Genomic DNA, 15924 nt, shown 5'->3' with positions numbered 1-15924 from the left:
TTCCCGAACTCAGAAGTGAAACCTCTTAGCGCTGATGGTAGTGTGGGGTTACCCATGTGAGAGTAAGTCATCGCCAGCTCATTATTCGAAACACCCCCTGATACGTCAGGGGGTGTTTTTTTATGTGCGGAGAAAAGAAAGAGGGAAGAAGAAAAGCAGAAGAATAGAATAGGAAAATGAATAAGTTAAAGTGACGAATAAATGAATATTTCTGAATCAAATATAAAGTTAATAGTCTTCAATATTTCTATAAAGTTTATTGATCCGCTGAAATAATTGATTGCGTTGCAGCTTTAAGCATATATAAGACTTGGCCTAATAAAATGTCCTTATCTGTCAATGCTACAATAATCATGGGATGATTTTGTGCAGCAACAGATGCAAGTATCGCTTTTCCATTTTCGGCATCTAAGGTTATATTTTGACAACCGACCAAATGAATTTCTTTAATAAATGCTGACACCATTGCAAGGATAGAGCTGCTAACCGCAGCTAACTTGCTATTGTTATATTGCCCACGTTTGTAAACACTTGTTAGCTCAAATCCATCTGTTGAACACACCATGATGAAATGAACGCCTCGTGCATTGTTAATAATATTATTTATTTGTTCACGGGCATGTTGTATTAACTCATTCGAAGCGGTGCGTTTTGTGACATTAAACATTAATAGCTCCTTATGCGGTAATGTAGTGATTTACTTCGATTGAGGTAATTAAAGCTTCAATTAGCAGTAAAACGTCAGATTTTTTGCGACAGTCAATAAAGAATAGGGGCGAATATAAGTCCTGACTAATCAGCCAATCTTTGTAGATAGCAGTATTCGTTGAACTTGTGATTTCGTCTGTATGGGTAATTCCAATGGCTATGTTATCTGTATAGTTTTGGAAGGTTTCTAAGTAGCTTTCGAGTTCACTTAGGGGATCATTAACATTATGATCAATCAAAATAATTGCACCGATTGCGCCTTGACAAATCACAGGCCAAATAAAATCAAAACGACTTTGTCCAGGGGTACCATATAAACCTATTTTTAAACCATCTTCTAAGGTCACTTCTCCGTAGTCGATACCTACTGTGGTTTCAAGTTTTTGATGGCTGGTTTGATCTGTATTAAACGCCTCGGTCAGTAGAACTGGGATATCAGAAAGTGAACGAATCGCTTCAGTTTTTCCAGCACCCATAGAACCAGCAAAGACAATTTTATATTGCTGAAGAATCATGTTTGATGTCCTATTCTAAAATCCAAATTTACGGCGTAACTTACTAAAGAAGTTTTGTACAAAGTTCTTTTCTTCTGTTGGTTCATGCTTTTCGGGTGGTGTGTAATGTTTATCCCAAAGATTTATTTTTTTTATATTCAGTGATGCCATATTCGCAGCAATGAACTGTCGAACAGTGCTGAGGGGAATATCATATTGTTCTGCAATGGTTGATATCTTTGCACCCTGGATAAAACATGCAGAAAGTTGAAAAATTTGTTTATGAGATAAATGTTCAACAGGTTTTGGCCAGCTTAAAATTCGAAAATGACCATCTTCAGGAACTGTTTGGTAAAAATTCGGAGTTTGCCAAAATAGATTCCATATCCAGTCTTGAAGGATGACGGGATGCTTTCGACTTACATGGGTCATATCTTCAATTGATGCGAAATCATATTTAAAACTAGCATCTGTGTGTTGAAGTTGACGCTCGAGGTTGAGCCAAGCTATATTTTGCGCGGTATCGATTACCGCTATTGTGCCTAGATCATCATATAGGTGTAATTTTTGATGATTATCTTCTGCATACATTTTTTTGAAGTAATCATCCTCCAAATTAAAATCGCTAAAGCTCTGGATTTGATCATGTTGAGCATGCTCAATGGATTCGTTAAGGTCAGTATGGCTGACGAGATGTTTATCAATCCATTGATTGAGCTCTTGATTGTCGTCTATGGGAAGGAACAGCGTATTGTTTCTGACACGCCCTGATTGTTGGTTGTCTTTCGAGATCTTGAGCCAAGGTAAAGCGCGGCGTGTTAATATTTTTTGAATTCCTTCGGTGTCAAAAAAACGCTCATGAATAAATAGGCAATCGAGATTCACATCAGATGCACTTTTCCATTGGATATTAAAGTGCTGTGGAAAAATTGTGTAAAGCTGATGTTTGAGTTGATCTGAATCATGAATACTTAATCCTGCAATGCCGATATTGATATATTGCTTATTCATGGTGTTCCTCGACTAATTTTATTCAAACCTGTAAAACATTTTGGGAATAAAAAACCCTCTTATTGGCATAAGAGGGTTGGGTGAAATTAAGCAAAATCTAAATTTTTTTCATAGGTTTTTAATTCGTGTCGAGCCATGGCTAGGTTTGCTTTGGCACGATCAAGTACTAAATATAAGAACACGGATTCATTATTTTCCAGTGGACGAATCAAGTGATACTGCTTTCCTAAGGTAATTAAAATATCGACAATGTGATCATCTAAATTGAGTGACTGAGCAACACGTCTTTTGGAGCGAACCACTTCAGTATTTCCAGCAGCTGCTAATTCTAAATCAATATCTCCACCGCCTTGTGTCGCCATAGCTAGGCCACTTTCACCGTCTACCAGTGCCGCTGCATGAAAACCGTCGATTGTTGTGAGTGATTCTAATGAAACTTTAGCCATTTTTATGCCCCTCTTTTAGGTTATACATGATTATTATTTGTAGATATTTAGGTAATTAAACTAGCGTTTTTAACTACATAATTTAATTATAGGAAGCGTAAGGGGCTTTGCAATAAAATTAATTTTTTACTTTAAAAGGATAATATTTTCTAAATATAGCGTTAAGTTTTAGGATTTAAAAAAATGTGATTTAATTTGCTATATATATTTTTTATGTATTTTAGAACTTTATTTTTGATATAAAATTTACCAAAAATTCAAATGTAATATTTTGTAAATGGTGTGACAAAACTCAATTTTTGCAGAATAAAGCTGACCGATTTACATAAAGAAAACAAAAAGTGATCTAAAGGCGTGTAATTTAGAATATTCGATTTAAAAAAACCTGCTTAAAAAGCAGGTCATTGTTTTAGACAAATGAAGCCACTTAAGAAAAAATATTACAAGCTGCAGATGCCAGAATCCATAAAATCACCACTGCAACGATAGGCTCTACAATTTTTGACCAAGTTGGCACTTGTACTTCAGTTGTCACATCTTCTTGAGTATGTTGTTGATTAACCATTTGATTGAACTCCTTCATTGATGCTTCTAATGATATCTCTTCTTGCAGATTTGGTTTAGAACCAAGAAGCTCTGTTAGGTTGTTTGTTGACCAAACCCAATCATCCGCTTGACCAGAAAGGTGTTCAATTTGTCCATTGAGTAATTCTTGAATGCTTTGTGGTGAGTGTGCACCGGTATCATGAAGTTGCTTTAATTCATTTAATTGTAAATGAAAAATTTCAGTTGTTAGGTGTTCAAGTTCAGAGCGTTCTAATATTGATGCATTCGATGGATTGGTGGTCAGATGGCGTGAAACTTCTTGAATATAGAGTTCATCAGGCTGATTAATTTCTTGATAAATCTTTTGAGCATTATTACGGAGCTGATGAATCAATTCACCTAAAGTTAATGCATTAATTTCACGTATATGTTGACGTTTTTCTTCAAGATTTAAATGACTTAAAAGCGTAGGCTTTTGAGATTCTATTTGTTCGACAAAATATTGTACTAAATCAAAAGCCATTATTCGCTTCCTTATTCTTTAATCGAGCAACCTTAAACCTGGTTTTTTCTTCGGTTGCTCTTGTTGTTCTTGGTCGTTTGATTTTAAAGCATTTTGATCATTCTGAATACCTTCATATTCTTGAGGATCGAAGAACATGCCTTGACCATTTTCACGTGCATAGATACCTAGAACAGCAGAAAAGGGGATATAGAGGTTTTGCGAAACGCCACCAAAGCGTGCAGAGAAAGTAATCGTCTCATTGCTCATATGCAGCGCATGCGTTGCATGAGGTGCAATATTCAGGACAATTTGGCCATCTTGGATATATTGAACTGGCACCATCGTACCATTCTGTGTCGCATCGACAAGTAGGTAGGGTGTAAGTTGATTGTCACAAATCCATTCATAAAGTGCCCGTGTTAAGTATGGACGCGTTGGAGTGAGTTGTAGTTCTTGTTCAGACATAATGCTTACTCGAATATTTATGGGAAATTAATTTTTTGCTAAAAGCTCGCTATAGCGATTTTTTTCCTGCAATGTCATCGATTTGATAAATGCAGGACGGCTAAAGATGCGTTGGCAATAGAGAAATATAGGGCGGCATTGCTGTTTGGGAAGCTCAATCCCCATGGCTTTTAGGCGCAGAAATACAGGTGCGAGCATACAGTCTAACATGCTAAATTGTTCAGACATAAAATAAGGATAATGCTGAAACAAGGGGGTTAGTGAAATGAGTGTATCACGTAATTGTTTTTGTGCTTTTTGCTTGGCTTTTTCATCGAGGGTATCGGGATGGCGAAGCATAATATCGGCAAGTCTTAACCAATCTTGTTCGAAGCGCCATACATATTGACGTTGCTCTGCACGAGGCATGGGTGCATCTGCATACAGTTTATTTTGACGATATCGGTCATCCAGATATTCGGCGATAATACTGCTGTTATAGAGTTTTAGGCCATTTTCAATCATCATCGGAAGTTGATTGTAGGGATTTAAACTTGCAAGATCTTCGTCTTCATCATCAGCAATAATTAAATTATGTTTGATTTGCTTCTCTGCAAGTACATAGCGTATCCAGTGTGAGCGAAAGTCATCCGCATGACTGTAAAGCGTAATCCCTTGGAGAGGTGCATTTTCGACTGACATAATCCGAGACGATGAGAAATGAATAAGATAGGATACTAAAATTAGACAGTAAAATCACGGGGACTTTAGCAATATCAATGCAGCTACAGTGAAAATTACAGTTTTGTTTTATTTGATTTTATCTGATAGCTTTTCATGTCATTCATTTACCTGATCGTCACCGCATAATGACCATTGCACTTGTACAAAAATTATTATTTTTAGCTGCTGTTATTTTTATGGGCATTGGCTTTTATACGGCACTCGCTGGAGGTTATGCCTCTGATTATGGAGCAGAGGATGATAGTCCTGAACAAAAAGCAAAATGACCATTTGTACAATTACACTAACACTGTCGGTTTTATGTTTTATTGCGAGTTTGAGTCTCTTTGTTTATCGGATCGTTATTCTATTTGCATCATCTTCATAAAAATTAAGACATAAAAAAACCTTGGCATAAGCCAAGGTTTTTTGTCCGATTCGGTAAACGAATTAACGTTTAGAGAATTGAGGACGTTTACGAGCTTTACGTAAACCAAGTTTCTTACGTTCAACTTCACGAGCATCACGAGTAACGAAACCAGCTTGACGAAGAGCAGGTTTAAGAGTTTCGTCAGAAGCAATCAATGCACGAGTAATACCGTGACGGATAGCGCCTGCTTGACCACCGATACCACCACCAGCAACAGTGATGTAAAGGTCATATTTCTCAGTAGCTTCTAAAAGCTCAAGTGGTTGGTTAACAACCATACGAGCAGTTTCACGACCGAAATATTGTTCTAAAGAACGGTTGTTGATTACGAGTTTACCAGTACCAGCTGATAGGAAAACACGTGCAGTTGCGGTCTTACGGCGACCTGTACCATAGTTAGTAGCCATGTGCTGTATCCCTTAGATGTCCAAAACTTGTGGCTGTTGAGCAGTATGTGGATGCTCAGTACCAGCGTACACTTTCATTTTCTTGATCATTGCATAACCAAGAGGACCTTTTGGCAACATGCCTTTTACAGCACGTTCGAAGATTTCTTCTGGTTTGTGAGCAACTAATTTTTCGAAATTAGTTTCACGAATACCACCAGGGAAACCAGTGTGGCGATAATATTTCTTATCAAGTGATTTTTTACCAGTCACTTGAACTTGCTCAGCATTGATAACAACGATGTAGTCACCAGTGTCAACGTGAGGAGTATAAGAAGTTTTGTGCTTACCGCGTAAACGACGAGCGATTTCAGTCGCAAGGCGACCTAAAGTTTTGCCAGAAGCATCAACAACGTACCAGTCGTGTTGAACTTCAGCTGGCTTAGCGCTGAGAGTTTTCATTAAACCACTACCTATTATAGTTGGTTTGGACTATGGAAGCTGTCCAAACAAAAGGAGACGCGATTCTATACGAATACGTGAAGAATCACAAATGAAAATATAAAATTTCAAGCGCTGTATTGTAGTATATTTCTTCAGCAATAAACAGCAGATAATCCAGAAATTATAAAAAAAGCGGATGAAAGTAAATCATGTTGAATTCTAATCTGTTAAAAAACACATCTGAACCCTCATTTTGGCGGCAATGGTTGCAATTAATGGGCTTATGTAGCGCCTTGGTTTTAAGCCCAACTTTTTTGTATTTGGTGTATTTGCACGGGGCGGATGGTGCGATCATCGTTTTGTTAATGATGCTCACTTTATTTTTCCTTAGTTATTTATTGGTTTATCTGTTGATTGGATTATTGCTTCTGGGTGGTATGTCTTTTTGGCTGATAACGAAGTACCCGCAACATGTGTCAGCCATTCAGCGCGGCATTGTAACTCTTATTGCATTGATTTGGATCATTGGCATTTCAGGTTTTGCTTTCGATTTCATTCCATACAATGTCGCACAACGCGCTTATTTTTGAGTTTTAGTCCGATATTTTTAATCAATAAAATTAGGTCTGTCATGTGCATCACACAGTATAATAATGCTATTGCACACACAGGATAGACCCATGCTGCCTTTATATATCACGAGCGGTGAACCCGCAGGTATCGGACCTGATATTTGTTTGAGCTTAGCCAATCGAATAGATGAAAGGCCACTTGTGGTTCTTATTGATAAAGATTTGCTGCTCAAGCGTGCTCAACAGTTAAAGCTCGAAGTTGAACTGATTGACTATGTTGGGCAGGAGGGTTCAGCAGCTCTAGGTCAGCTTTATGTGGAACATGTACCTATAACTACACCTGTTATTGCAGGTCAGTTAGATGTGAATAATGCAGCCTATGTGTTGGAACAATTACGTCGTTCTGCAGATTATGCGATGTCTGGCAAAAGTGTAGGTGTTGCAACTGCACCTGTGCAAAAGTCGATTATCAATGATGCCGGTATCCATTTCAGTGGACATACGGAGTTTTATCAAGAATTTGCAGGCGTTGATCGTGTCGTGATGATGCTTGCGACCAAAACGCTCCGTGTCGCATTGGCAACTACACATTTACCGCTTCGTGATGTAGCCGATGCCATTACTCAAGAACGTTTGCATCAAGTCATTGATATTGTAATTCATGATTTAAAAACCAAATTTAAAAAAGATCATCCGCATATTTTAGTCTGCGGTTTAAATCCGCATGCGGGTGAAGATGGCTATTTGGGCATGGAGGAGATTGAAGTGATCAATCCGGTGCTAGAGCGTTATCGCGCTCAAGGGGTGAATATGAGCCTGAGCTTACCTGCCGATACCTTATTTACCCCTGAAAATTTAAAAGATGCCGATGCGGTTTTGGCGATGTATCACGATCAGGGCTTACCTGTGTTAAAGTCGCAGGGCTTTGGCGAAGCCATCAATATCACTTTGGGCTTACCGTTTATTCGGACTTCAGTGGATCACGGCACAGCACTGTCACTGGCTGGAACTGGTCTTGCTAAAAGTTCGAGTTTACAGGTGGCGGTTGATTTGGCTTTAGAATTAGCACGTGCGAAAAATAACGAAACTTAATAATAAAGGTTTGAATTTTATATGAATAATAGTAAAAAATTATCAAAAATAAAACAGGAAAATAACAAGATGCTTAGGGCGAAATCGATCATTCGCCCATTTTTGGGGATTGCGTTAGCGTTGATGCTGTCAGCATGCTCAACGCTCGCTACAGATCATCATTCTTGTGAATTAAAAGTATTATCGCTGCAAATTCCAAAACAGACGGAAGGATTTATACGTTTTGCATCACCGGCTGCCGTGGATGGCTTTAAACATAATCAGCAAAAATTTAATCAAGCGCTGACTGCGGTGCATAAAAAATATGCGAATCGTGATGGTGCTGATAAAATGCTTCAAGATGGACAGGCAATCAATGCTAATATTGATCTGCTTGTACAGCATCAAAATAGCCTGAGTGCGCTATATGAATCTCAACTTCTTGTAAGTGAAACCATTCCGAGTATTCAAGCTGAATATAACATTCTGGCTGATATGATGGCTAGAGCAAACAATTCAGCTATTCAAGCAATGATTGCCAAAAATCAAGTCTATATTGCGGGACGAATGTTGAGTTCTTTGCTGAAGTTAACTGATGTGAATTCTATTCATCCAGACGATTTAGATGACTTTTTAGCAGATTTTGAAACTTTCAATATTTATTTGAAGGCTCAACTGAATGGTAATCCCGAACTGGGTGTAGAGCGCGTAAACAATGCTGAAATGCGTGAAAGTTTGCTCTCCATTCAGGCTGAAACTGAAGAAATGATGAAATCTGAAACAATGGCTTTGTTGCAACAAAGAGAGCCATTGCTCAGTGTAATTAAAGCGGCTCGGGATAATGTGACCAAGTCCGAAGAAATTTTTGCTCGCTTGAGTGAATTTGAATCAAGTCAGTAATCGTTGTAATAAACCTATGCGGAGAATTTTATGTATCAAATTAATGCCCTAAACCCAAAAGATGAAGGGCATCACACGCGTAAGCGGTTTGGACAGAATTTCTTACATGATCAACGTGTTATTGCCAAAATTGTACGTTCGGTAAATCCGCGTACTGGTGACAATATTGTCGAAATTGGTCCCGGTCTTGCTGCGCTTACATCGCCTTTAATTGGTGAATGCGATGCTTTAACCGTGGTTGAGCTGGACCGTGACTTAGCTGCAGGTTTGCCGGGCCGTGTGCCGCATCCTGAGCGCTTGACCATTGTTGAAACCGATGCGCTGAAATATGACTTTACCGAGCTGTTTGCCGAAGGCCGTCCTCTGCGCGTGGTTGGTAACTTGCCGTATAACATCTCGACTCCGCTGCTGTTTCATCTCTTGGAGTTTGGCGACAAAGTCAAAGACATGCACTTCATGCTGCAAAAAGAAGTCGTGGACCGTATTACCGCTTCACCGAATACTAAAGAATATGGTCGTTTATCGGTGATGATTCAATACTTCTGCAAACCGACGTTTTTATTTGAAGTGCCGCCGGGCTCATTTAATCCGCCGCCAAAAGTCACCTCTGCGGTATTCCGTTTAGAGCCTTATGCCGTTAAACCGATTGTGGCGAAAGATGAAAAAGCGCTTGCGCGTTTGGTTTCACATGTCTTTACTCAGCGCCGCAAGACCTTGCGTAACAGCTTAAAAGGCATGTTGGTTGAAGATGGTTTTGAAAATGCAGGGGTTGATCCAATGGCGCGTCCAGAAACCCTAACACTTGCAGAATTTGTCGCATTAGCAGATCAAATGGTGGCTTAAATAATTATGACTCGCTCTATTCGCTATAACTATGTCATTGGTGATGTTCAAGGCTGTTTTGAAGCATTAAAAGCTTTACTGAAAGAGATCAAGTTTGATGCAGACCAAGATTTTATATGGTTTGCCGGTGATCTCGTCGCGCGGGGTGAAAACTCGGTAGGCGCTTTGCGGTTCATCAAAAAATTAGTGGATAGTGAAGTTGCGGCGACGGTACTGGGCAATCATGATCTGACTTTGCTGGCATGCGCTCGTGGTATTAAGGATATCAATCCTAAAGACAATATCGATGATGTGATTCACGCTTTAGAAAGTGATGATTTGATTGATTGGTTACGCAAGCAGCCGCTGTGTCTATTTCCGAATGAGCAAACCATTTTGACTCATGCGGGTATTCCTTTGAATTGGACTGCGCAGCAAACCGCAGACTTGGCAAAAGAGGTGGAAGCGGTGATTGGTCATGACGACTTTGATGTGGTTGATGCGTTTCTTCAAGTGATGTACGGTAAAGAGCCAAACCTATGGTCGGATGATTTGTCGGGTCATGCGCGCTTACGCTGTATTACCAACTATTTGACCCGCATGCGCTTAACCGATGCAGAAGGTCGATTAGAGTTCAGTTTTAAGGATTCACTCGATGACCCTATGCCGAAGGGTTTTCAACCATGGTTTGAGTTTGAGTCACAAGCAGCGCAGACCCATCAAATTCTGTTTGGTCATTGGGCTGCTTTGCAAGGAAAAAGCATTTCAGCAAAAATCCAAAATGTGGATGGCGGATGTGTCTGGGGCAATCAGTTGATGGCCTATCGTTTAGAAGATCAGCACATGTTTGCGGTCGATAATCCTGTGATGTAAGTATTTAAAAATAAAAAAGCCGCATTGATGCAGCTTTTTTATTAGTGTGAGGATTAGTCTAAACGAATCCAAGTTTGGTTACGGCCCAAGACTGAAACGCCAATACTTGCACGGATCGAAATACGTTTTCCTGTGCTGTTTAAGCGCACTTTAGCATCATAAACCTTGCCAGAAAGAGGGTCGATAATACGGCCTTTTTCATAATTATTGGTGTCATTTACTTGTTCTAAGCCTTTAATAATCTCCATACCGAGAATCGGTTGGTTGGTATAAGGTGCTGGGCACTTATTACAGTTTTTTTGCGGTGTATAGCCAGGACGTGGTGTAATTTTAATAATTTTACCGGTATAGGTATTATTTGATTCTTTGTGAATCGAAATAATCGCTTTAGCCGCTCCTGTTTTATCGTCAATTTGTTGCCACGTGCCAGTAATGTCATTTGCTAATGCGATATTCATCAAACCGAATGTGCATAGGCTGAATAATATTTTTTTAAACATAATCGCTTTTCCCCTAGAAGCGTGATTTATGAGCACGTATGTTAGAAAGTTTACGAGAATAGTCAACTTTATTTTTAAAATAATTTGAATATCTTAGGCATAAAAAAACCGCCATGTTGGCGGTTTTTATAACACTGAGCTTATTCTTGGCGAATCCAAGTTTGGCTACGACCGAGTGCTGAAACACCCATATAGCCACGTAGCGTGAGACGTTTTCCACTGGCATTTAAGCGAACTTTTGTGTCGTAAATTTTGCCAGAAAGTGGATCAATAATACGGCCTTTGTCGTAGTTATTGGTCCCTTCAACATGTTTTAAACCAGTTAACACATCAAGGCCTAAAATCGGTTTGTTTTTATAAGGTGCAGGGCAGTTTACGCAGGTGTCGCGTGGTGTATAGCCCGGACGCGGCGTCACTTTGATGATTTTACCCACGAATGTACCATTAGTTTCTTTACGGATTTCAATAATGGCTTTTTGTGAACCAGTTTTATCATCAATTTGTTGCCAAGTCCCTGAAAGGTCTTGAGCAAAAGCTGAACCACTCATTACAGCAGCTAAGAATAAGAGGCTCACTTTTAATTTTTTCATCAGATATTCCCTGTAGGTGGTTCACCTATATCAAATCAATTTACTGAATAAATTTAAAATTTATTCAACGCGAATCCATGTCTGTGTACGACCAATCGCGGAAATCCCCAGATATCCACGTAAATGTAAGCGCTTACCATTGGCAGAAATTTTGCCTTTTAAGCTGTAAATTTTGCCTGCTAAAGGATCAATAATTTTTCCTTGAGAGTAGGTATTTTCACTTTCAAGTTTCAGCCCCTTAAATACATCCATCCCTAAAATAGGCTGGTTGGTATAAGGTGCAGGGCAATTCACACATTTTTCCTTTGGTGTATAACCCGGACGTGGCGTCACTTTGACAATTTTGCCGGTATAGGTGTCTTTGGCATCTTTTCGAATTTCGATCAGTGCTTTAGGCGAACCGGTTTTATCGTCAATTTGTTGCCAAGTCCCTGTAAGATCTTGAGCATAAAGTGCAGAGCTTGTGACTACAGCACCGAATAATGCAGCCCATTTCAAACTTTTTTCGATCATATTAATAATCCTTTATCAATACACTTTGTGAGGGTTTATTGATCATACTAGGTAATATCTGAACTTAGAGCAACTACTCTAAGCATAAATATTTACATTTTATTCGGGAAAGTTGACATGTTGCACAAAAGTGCCTTTTACCAAAAATGTAACATCCACAGCACATCGTTCAATGTGTTGTGGTGTACCCTAGAATTTATATTAAGTTTATTTTTTATACAAAACAATCATTTAAAAGTGATTGCTCAGTCACATATTTTGTAGATAGAGTATGAAAGTTGGCAACCAGATTGCTGTGAATACTGCATTTACCGCCATGCCAAATGCCGCATAGCGCCCAGCAATGCTGCCGCGCTGCCAAGCTTGAGCTGTGCCAATCGCATGTGCAGCAAGTCCTAAGGCGAGTCCTGATGCACGTTCATCATGAATATTTTTGAGTATGATGGGTGAAAATGCTGCGCCAATCACCCCTGATAAAATCACAATCAAAATTACCAAAGGAATCGGGGAATGCAGCAGCGTGGCAATGTTGATGGCAATAGGAGTGGTCACTGCCCGTGTAGCAAAAGCCATAATGGTTGGATCTGACAAATGCAGCAAATAAGCCAGACCCATAGGGAGGGCAACGGCACTGATACTGGCAAAGACTAAAATCCCGCCCACGGCTTTTAAAGGCAAGTCATCGTAGCGCATCGCTGCTAAAGGAATGGCCAAGGCCACTGTGACATAGCCGAGTAAGTTATTGAACAGTGGATTGACCTGTGCCATATAACTTTCATAGGAAATGCCAAAAAGATAGAGCATACCAATGACGAAAAACATCCCAATCACAATCACGGGGATTTGCGGTAATTTTTTATTAATGGGTTTTGCGACAAGATAGGCGATCAGGGTAATGATGAATCCAGAGAGGATTGAAAGCATGTTGATTCTCCTTATAGCCATTTCTTAGACATTTTTGCGTAGACCCATAGCGGTATGAGGGTGCTGACAAAGAGAACAATCAAAAACATTGGAATTTCATCACCTAAATGCATCATCATCAGCAATGAGCCTGCACTAATGGGTAAGAAGGCAAAGGCACTTTCTTTCATGATTTTATTATTGGTATCGACCAAACTGGCTGGAATTTTGTTGAATTTTCTCCAAAATGAAAGCACGATCAAGAGGGCAATCAAACCGACTAGATTGCCTAATTCTGGGTGATTGAATTGCTTCATGACCCAGACCGCGCCTTCACGGAAAATAATAATTAATGCAATAGTGCCTATCCAGGCTTTCCAGTCGATGCGCTTGATCCAGTCCATTTTTGTCTTTCGTTAAAATTATACTAATCAAGTTTTAACCGATTTAGTCTTTAATTTCAAATTCTTCAAGTGGACGTTGAAATTGTTGCGCACGCGTTCCCAAAATTTCTTCGATGGGTAAATGCGCCTGTTTAATCAGTTGTTCTAACTTATGCGGGGCGATGATGACATGCAAAATTAAGTTGCCTTGTTCATCATAACTTTCATTTTGGATCACATTGAGCGCATACAGTTGTGTTCTTAATTTGCCATAAGCTGGTTTTAGATGGACTTCAAAGCTTTGAATCTGTCCCATCAAGCATTCTTGAACAGCTTGGCGTAATAAGGGAAGACCTTTACCACTATGTGCTGAGACATAGACACGTTCCGGCTGATGTGGCTTACCATAGATGATTTTAGGATCTTCGCCACTGACATCAATTTTGTTATAGACGCGCAGAATCGGAACATCGACACCAATTTCTTTCAGTACTTTTTCGACAGCTTCGATTTGTTCCATCATGTCAGGACTGCTGGAGTCAATGACATGTAACAATAAGGTCGCCTCCAACGTTTCTTCTAAGGTGGCTTTAAACGACTCGACCAGTGAGTGCGATAAATTACGCACAAAACCTACAGTATCTGCGAGAACTAAGTTGCCGATACCATCCCAATGTAGACGGCGTAAAGTTGGGTCAAGTGTCGCAAAAAGTTGGTCTGCTGCATAGACATCACTTTTTGCTAAATTATTAAATAAGGTCGATTTACCAGCATTGGTATAACCCACCAATGACACGGTTGGAACAGCAGCTTTTTGACGTGCCACACGACCTTGCATACGTGTTTGGCGGACTTTCTCAAGTTTCGCTTTGAGTTGTCCCATACGGAGCTTGAGTAGCCGACGGTCAGTTTCCAGCAGCGTTTCACCCGGTCCACGTAGGCCGATCCCACCTTTTTGGCTATCGAGATCGCCACGACTACGAATCAGTCGTGAAGCCATATGTTGTAATTGGGCCAATTCAACTTGCAATTTACCTTCATAGGTACGTGCGCGTTGGGCAAAAATATCTAAAATTAATTCTGTACGATCGACCACACGACAACGCATGATGCGTTCAAGATTACGTGCTTGGGCAGGGGTGAGGGCATGGTCAAAGATGACCAATTCGGCTTCATATTCTGCGACTACTTCTGCAATTTCTTCAGCTTTCCCTGAGCCGATAAATAATTTGGCATCAGGCTTAATACGCTGAGCATGCACATGTTGCAAAATATTGGCACCTGCAGATTGAGCAAGTAAGTGGAATTCTTCGGCATCAAGGTCTGCAAGCATTTGTACTGCCACACTGACTAAAATTACGCGTTCACCGCTCGCTTGATGTTGATTTAAATTTTCCACTCAGCACACACTCCTGTTTAAAGATTCATTTTAGGCGAAAATGCAGTGCGAGGGTTAATCTAAGTGAGGGATTAATGGCTAAGTTCTGTATGTTGTGCTATTCAATTAGAGAAAGCTTCGAAAGCTCAGCGCCAATAAAAAAAGCACACTCACATATATCAATGAAAAACCAGCAATGGCTTTTAACGCTTGCCATGAAGAAATAGGGGGATTGTCTGAATATGAATGATTCATAATTTTAACCTTTAAAACCGATATAAAAATAATATTTGATTTTTAAAAACGATTAAAATGGGAAAATATTATCTTCGACTTCGGTTTTTATGATCAATGCAAAAAAACTGTCTTCGGTATATGATGATGAAAATTTACGCCAAATTGTGGCACCGTGTCCTTTTAGTGAACCGTTTATGAATCAACCTCAAATCGTCAATACACCGCAAATTAATGTGTTTTCAAAATTTTATTTGTATTGTAAAAAAGTCGGTGCAGCAGCTGTTGCCGTGACGCAGGGTTTTTATTTGGTTTATCGTCATCAATTGTATAAAGACCCGAATAACCCGCAAAATACCCGCTATGTGCAGTATTTTTGTCGCAAGTTATGCAAAGTATTTAATCTTGAAGTCAAAGTGCATGGCGAAATTCCACGTCAACCAGCCCTTTGGGTAAGTAATCATATTTCATGGTTAGATGTGGCAGTTTTGGGTTCTGGCGCACGTGTTTTCTTTTTGGCGAAAGCTGAGATTGAAAAATGGCCAGTGCTGGGTAATTTGGCGAAAGGCGGTGGCACCTTATTTATTAAGCGTGGCTCTGGCGACTCGATTAAAATTAAAGAACAAATTACGGGCTTCTTAAAACAAGATACGCCGGTACTCTTTTTCCCAGAAGCCACCACTTCAGATGGCAGCAAAATTAAAAAAATTCATGGTCGTATTTTAGGTGCGGCAATTGAAGCCGAACGTCCAGTCCAAATTTGCTTAATTTGCTATGTGAATCAGGACGGTGAACTCGATAATATTGCGCCCTACGTCGGAGACATTAGCTTTGATCGACATGTCAAAAATGTCTTAGAAATGCCGAATGTCACTGCGCATCTCATGACATTGCCCGCAATTGATTCGGCAGGTCATACTGTTGACAGTCTGACACAAGAAGTGCAGCAAAAAATGAATCAGGGATTGGCAGAACTTCAAGCTAAAGTTCTTAAAGCGCCAGTTCCAGTTGAAGCTTAATGAATTAATGATTCAGGCTGCAAGGGGAT

General features: G+C 39.7%; 22 protein-coding genes. 7 read left to right on the top strand and 15 right to left on the bottom strand.

The window, feature by feature from the left end; all coding sequences use genetic code 11:
* Positions 1–256 precede the first annotated feature (256 nt).
* The 7 genes from FTU29_RS08320 to FTU29_RS08290 form a co-directional block, all read right to left on the bottom strand.
* On the bottom strand, positions 257–667 hold the full coding sequence (locus FTU29_RS08320) for a hypothetical protein (protein ID WP_078194283.1): 411 nt from the start codon (positions 665–667) through the stop codon (positions 257–259).
* A 10-nt stretch (positions 668–677) separates the two neighbouring features.
* Complete coding sequence (locus FTU29_RS08315) at positions 678–1223, bottom strand: ATP/GTP-binding protein (protein ID WP_180121329.1); 546 nt, start codon at positions 1221–1223, stop codon at positions 678–680.
* A gap of 15 nt (positions 1224–1238) precedes the next feature.
* Complete coding sequence (locus tag FTU29_RS08310) at positions 1239–2213, bottom strand: hypothetical protein (RefSeq protein WP_180121327.1); 975 nt, start codon at positions 2211–2213, stop codon at positions 1239–1241.
* Positions 2214–2299: 86 nt separating this feature from the next.
* On the bottom strand, positions 2300–2659 hold the full coding sequence (locus tag FTU29_RS08305; protein WP_180022868.1) for a roadblock/LC7 domain-containing protein: 360 nt from the start codon (positions 2657–2659) through the stop codon (positions 2300–2302).
* A gap of 427 nt (positions 2660–3086) precedes the next feature.
* Complete coding sequence (locus FTU29_RS08300; protein ID WP_180085445.1) at positions 3087–3728, bottom strand: hypothetical protein; 642 nt, start codon at positions 3726–3728, stop codon at positions 3087–3089.
* Between the two features lie 18 nt (positions 3729–3746).
* Positions 3747–4175, bottom strand: coding sequence for a ClpXP protease specificity-enhancing factor (locus FTU29_RS08295; RefSeq protein WP_078194278.1), 429 nt, complete (start codon positions 4173–4175; stop codon positions 3747–3749).
* 27 nt (positions 4176–4202) lie between these two features.
* Positions 4203–4856, bottom strand: a complete 654-nt coding sequence (locus FTU29_RS08290) for a glutathione S-transferase N-terminal domain-containing protein (RefSeq protein ID WP_111884994.1) — start codon at positions 4854–4856, stop codon at positions 4203–4205.
* Positions 4857–5023: 167 nt separating this feature from the next.
* Between FTU29_RS08290 and FTU29_RS08285 the strand changes: the two genes are divergently transcribed.
* Positions 5024–5164 carry a hypothetical protein gene (locus tag FTU29_RS08285; RefSeq protein WP_180121325.1) on the top strand — a complete coding sequence of 47 codons (141 nt, stop codon included), beginning with the start codon at positions 5024–5026 and terminating at the stop codon, positions 5162–5164.
* A 163-nt stretch (positions 5165–5327) separates the two neighbouring features.
* On the opposite strand, the gene rpsI is transcribed toward FTU29_RS08285, so the two are convergent.
* A complete protein-coding gene (gene rpsI / locus FTU29_RS08280; RefSeq protein WP_078190115.1) occupies positions 5328–5714 on the bottom strand; it encodes a 30S ribosomal protein S9 in 387 nt (128 codons plus the stop codon).
* Between the two features lie 12 nt (positions 5715–5726).
* Complete coding sequence (rplM, locus tag FTU29_RS08275) at positions 5727–6155, bottom strand: 50S ribosomal protein L13 (RefSeq protein WP_004722943.1); 429 nt, start codon at positions 6153–6155, stop codon at positions 5727–5729.
* Positions 6156–6346: 191 nt separating this feature from the next.
* On the opposite strand from rplM, the gene FTU29_RS08270 reads away from it, so the two are divergent.
* The 5 genes from FTU29_RS08270 to FTU29_RS08250 all read left to right on the top strand — a co-directional run bounded on the left by FTU29_RS08270 (position 6347) and on the right by FTU29_RS08250 (position 10375).
* Complete coding sequence (locus tag FTU29_RS08270; RefSeq protein WP_180121323.1) at positions 6347–6727, top strand: hypothetical protein; 381 nt, start codon at positions 6347–6349, stop codon at positions 6725–6727.
* Positions 6728–6817: 90 nt separating this feature from the next.
* Positions 6818–7801, top strand: coding sequence for a 4-hydroxythreonine-4-phosphate dehydrogenase PdxA (pdxA, locus tag FTU29_RS08265; RefSeq protein WP_180121321.1), 984 nt, complete (start codon positions 6818–6820; stop codon positions 7799–7801).
* Between the two features lie 69 nt (positions 7802–7870).
* A complete protein-coding gene (locus FTU29_RS08260; RefSeq protein WP_180121319.1) occupies positions 7871–8680 on the top strand; it encodes a pilus assembly protein PilJ in 810 nt (269 codons plus the stop codon).
* Positions 8681–8710: 30 nt separating this feature from the next.
* Complete coding sequence (rsmA, locus tag FTU29_RS08255; RefSeq protein WP_078190111.1) at positions 8711–9523, top strand: 16S rRNA (adenine(1518)-N(6)/adenine(1519)-N(6))-dimethyltransferase RsmA; 813 nt, start codon at positions 8711–8713, stop codon at positions 9521–9523.
* A 6-nt stretch (positions 9524–9529) separates the two neighbouring features.
* Complete coding sequence (locus FTU29_RS08250) at positions 9530–10375, top strand: symmetrical bis(5'-nucleosyl)-tetraphosphatase (RefSeq protein ID WP_180121317.1); 846 nt, start codon at positions 9530–9532, stop codon at positions 10373–10375.
* A gap of 53 nt (positions 10376–10428) precedes the next feature.
* Here the strand turns inward: FTU29_RS08250 and FTU29_RS08245 are convergent, their stop codons facing one another.
* The 6 genes from FTU29_RS08245 to hflX all read right to left on the bottom strand — a co-directional run bounded on the left by FTU29_RS08245 (position 10429) and on the right by hflX (position 14663).
* Positions 10429–10875 carry a DUF2147 domain-containing protein gene (locus FTU29_RS08245; RefSeq protein ID WP_180121315.1) on the bottom strand — a complete coding sequence of 149 codons (447 nt, stop codon included), beginning with the start codon at positions 10873–10875 and terminating at the stop codon, positions 10429–10431.
* 140 nt (positions 10876–11015) lie between these two features.
* On the bottom strand, positions 11016–11465 hold the full coding sequence (locus FTU29_RS08240; RefSeq protein WP_180102447.1) for a DUF2147 domain-containing protein: 450 nt from the start codon (positions 11463–11465) through the stop codon (positions 11016–11018).
* Positions 11466–11525: 60 nt separating this feature from the next.
* Positions 11526–11978 carry a DUF2147 domain-containing protein gene (locus tag FTU29_RS08235; protein ID WP_180024995.1) on the bottom strand — a complete coding sequence of 151 codons (453 nt, stop codon included), beginning with the start codon at positions 11976–11978 and terminating at the stop codon, positions 11526–11528.
* A 249-nt stretch (positions 11979–12227) separates the two neighbouring features.
* Entirely contained in the window at positions 12228–12902 is a 675-nt protein-coding gene (locus FTU29_RS08230) for an LrgB family protein (protein WP_180065348.1), read from the bottom strand.
* Between the two features lie 11 nt (positions 12903–12913).
* Positions 12914–13285, bottom strand: a complete 372-nt coding sequence (locus FTU29_RS08225; protein WP_078194269.1) for a hypothetical protein — start codon at positions 13283–13285, stop codon at positions 12914–12916.
* A 43-nt stretch (positions 13286–13328) separates the two neighbouring features.
* Positions 13329–14663 carry a ribosome rescue GTPase HflX gene (gene hflX, locus FTU29_RS08220; protein ID WP_180121313.1) on the bottom strand — a complete coding sequence of 445 codons (1335 nt, stop codon included), beginning with the start codon at positions 14661–14663 and terminating at the stop codon, positions 13329–13331.
* Positions 14664–15073: 410 nt separating this feature from the next.
* On the opposite strand from hflX, the gene FTU29_RS08215 reads away from it, so the two are divergent.
* Positions 15074–15895 carry a 1-acyl-sn-glycerol-3-phosphate acyltransferase gene (locus FTU29_RS08215; RefSeq protein WP_180011647.1) on the top strand — a complete coding sequence of 274 codons (822 nt, stop codon included), beginning with the start codon at positions 15074–15076 and terminating at the stop codon, positions 15893–15895.
* Positions 15896–15924 lie beyond the last annotated feature (29 nt).

This window comes from Acinetobacter sp. YH12086 (genome assembly GCF_013419345.1).
Classification (GTDB): Bacteria; Pseudomonadota; Gammaproteobacteria; order Pseudomonadales; family Moraxellaceae; genus Acinetobacter; species Acinetobacter amyesii.
This window is presented reverse-complemented; position numbering and strand designations above follow the sequence as displayed.

What these genes read in the sequence shown, in the direction of transcription:
- FTU29_RS08235 (WP_180024995.1), bottom strand. Translation starts at nt 11,978, where the DNA reads ATGATCGAAAAAAGTTTGAAATGGGCTGCATTATTCGGTGCTGTAGTC.
- pdxA (WP_180121321.1), top strand. Translation starts at nt 6,818, where the DNA reads ATGCTGCCTTTATATATCACGAGCGGTGAACCCGCAGGTATCGGACCT.
- FTU29_RS08250 (WP_180121317.1), top strand. Translation starts at nt 9,530, where the DNA reads ATGACTCGCTCTATTCGCTATAACTATGTCATTGGTGATGTTCAAGGC.
- FTU29_RS08245 (WP_180121315.1), bottom strand. Translation starts at nt 10,875, where the DNA reads ATGTTTAAAAAAATATTATTCAGCCTATGCACATTCGGTTTGATGAAT.
- FTU29_RS08260 (WP_180121319.1), top strand. Translation starts at nt 7,871, where the DNA reads ATGCTTAGGGCGAAATCGATCATTCGCCCATTTTTGGGGATTGCGTTA.
- rpsI (WP_078190115.1), bottom strand. Translation starts at nt 5,714, where the DNA reads ATGGCTACTAACTATGGTACAGGTCGCCGTAAGACCGCAACTGCACGT.
- FTU29_RS08305 (WP_180022868.1), bottom strand. Translation starts at nt 2,659, where the DNA reads ATGGCTAAAGTTTCATTAGAATCACTCACAACAATCGACGGTTTTCAT.
- rsmA (WP_078190111.1), top strand. Translation starts at nt 8,711, where the DNA reads ATGTATCAAATTAATGCCCTAAACCCAAAAGATGAAGGGCATCACACG.
- FTU29_RS08215 (WP_180011647.1), top strand. Translation starts at nt 15,074, where the DNA reads ATGAATCAACCTCAAATCGTCAATACACCGCAAATTAATGTGTTTTCA.
- FTU29_RS08315 (WP_180121329.1), bottom strand. Translation starts at nt 1,223, where the DNA reads ATGATTCTTCAGCAATATAAAATTGTCTTTGCTGGTTCTATGGGTGCT.
- FTU29_RS08240 (WP_180102447.1), bottom strand. Translation starts at nt 11,465, where the DNA reads ATGAAAAAATTAAAAGTGAGCCTCTTATTCTTAGCTGCTGTAATGAGT.
- rplM (WP_004722943.1), bottom strand. Translation starts at nt 6,155, where the DNA reads ATGAAAACTCTCAGCGCTAAGCCAGCTGAAGTTCAACACGACTGGTAC.
- FTU29_RS08300 (WP_180085445.1), bottom strand. Translation starts at nt 3,728, where the DNA reads ATGGCTTTTGATTTAGTACAATATTTTGTCGAACAAATAGAATCTCAA.
- FTU29_RS08230 (WP_180065348.1), bottom strand. Translation starts at nt 12,902, where the DNA reads ATGCTTTCAATCCTCTCTGGATTCATCATTACCCTGATCGCCTATCTT.
- FTU29_RS08270 (WP_180121323.1), top strand. Translation starts at nt 6,347, where the DNA reads ATGTTGAATTCTAATCTGTTAAAAAACACATCTGAACCCTCATTTTGG.
- FTU29_RS08320 (WP_078194283.1), bottom strand. Translation starts at nt 667, where the DNA reads ATGTTTAATGTCACAAAACGCACCGCTTCGAATGAGTTAATACAACAT.
- FTU29_RS08290 (WP_111884994.1), bottom strand. Translation starts at nt 4,856, where the DNA reads ATGTCAGTCGAAAATGCACCTCTCCAAGGGATTACGCTTTACAGTCAT.
- FTU29_RS08310 (WP_180121327.1), bottom strand. Translation starts at nt 2,213, where the DNA reads ATGAATAAGCAATATATCAATATCGGCATTGCAGGATTAAGTATTCAT.
- FTU29_RS08285 (WP_180121325.1), top strand. Translation starts at nt 5,024, where the DNA reads ATGACCATTGCACTTGTACAAAAATTATTATTTTTAGCTGCTGTTATT.
- FTU29_RS08225 (WP_078194269.1), bottom strand. Translation starts at nt 13,285, where the DNA reads ATGGACTGGATCAAGCGCATCGACTGGAAAGCCTGGATAGGCACTATT.
- FTU29_RS08295 (WP_078194278.1), bottom strand. Translation starts at nt 4,175, where the DNA reads ATGTCTGAACAAGAACTACAACTCACTCCAACGCGTCCATACTTAACA.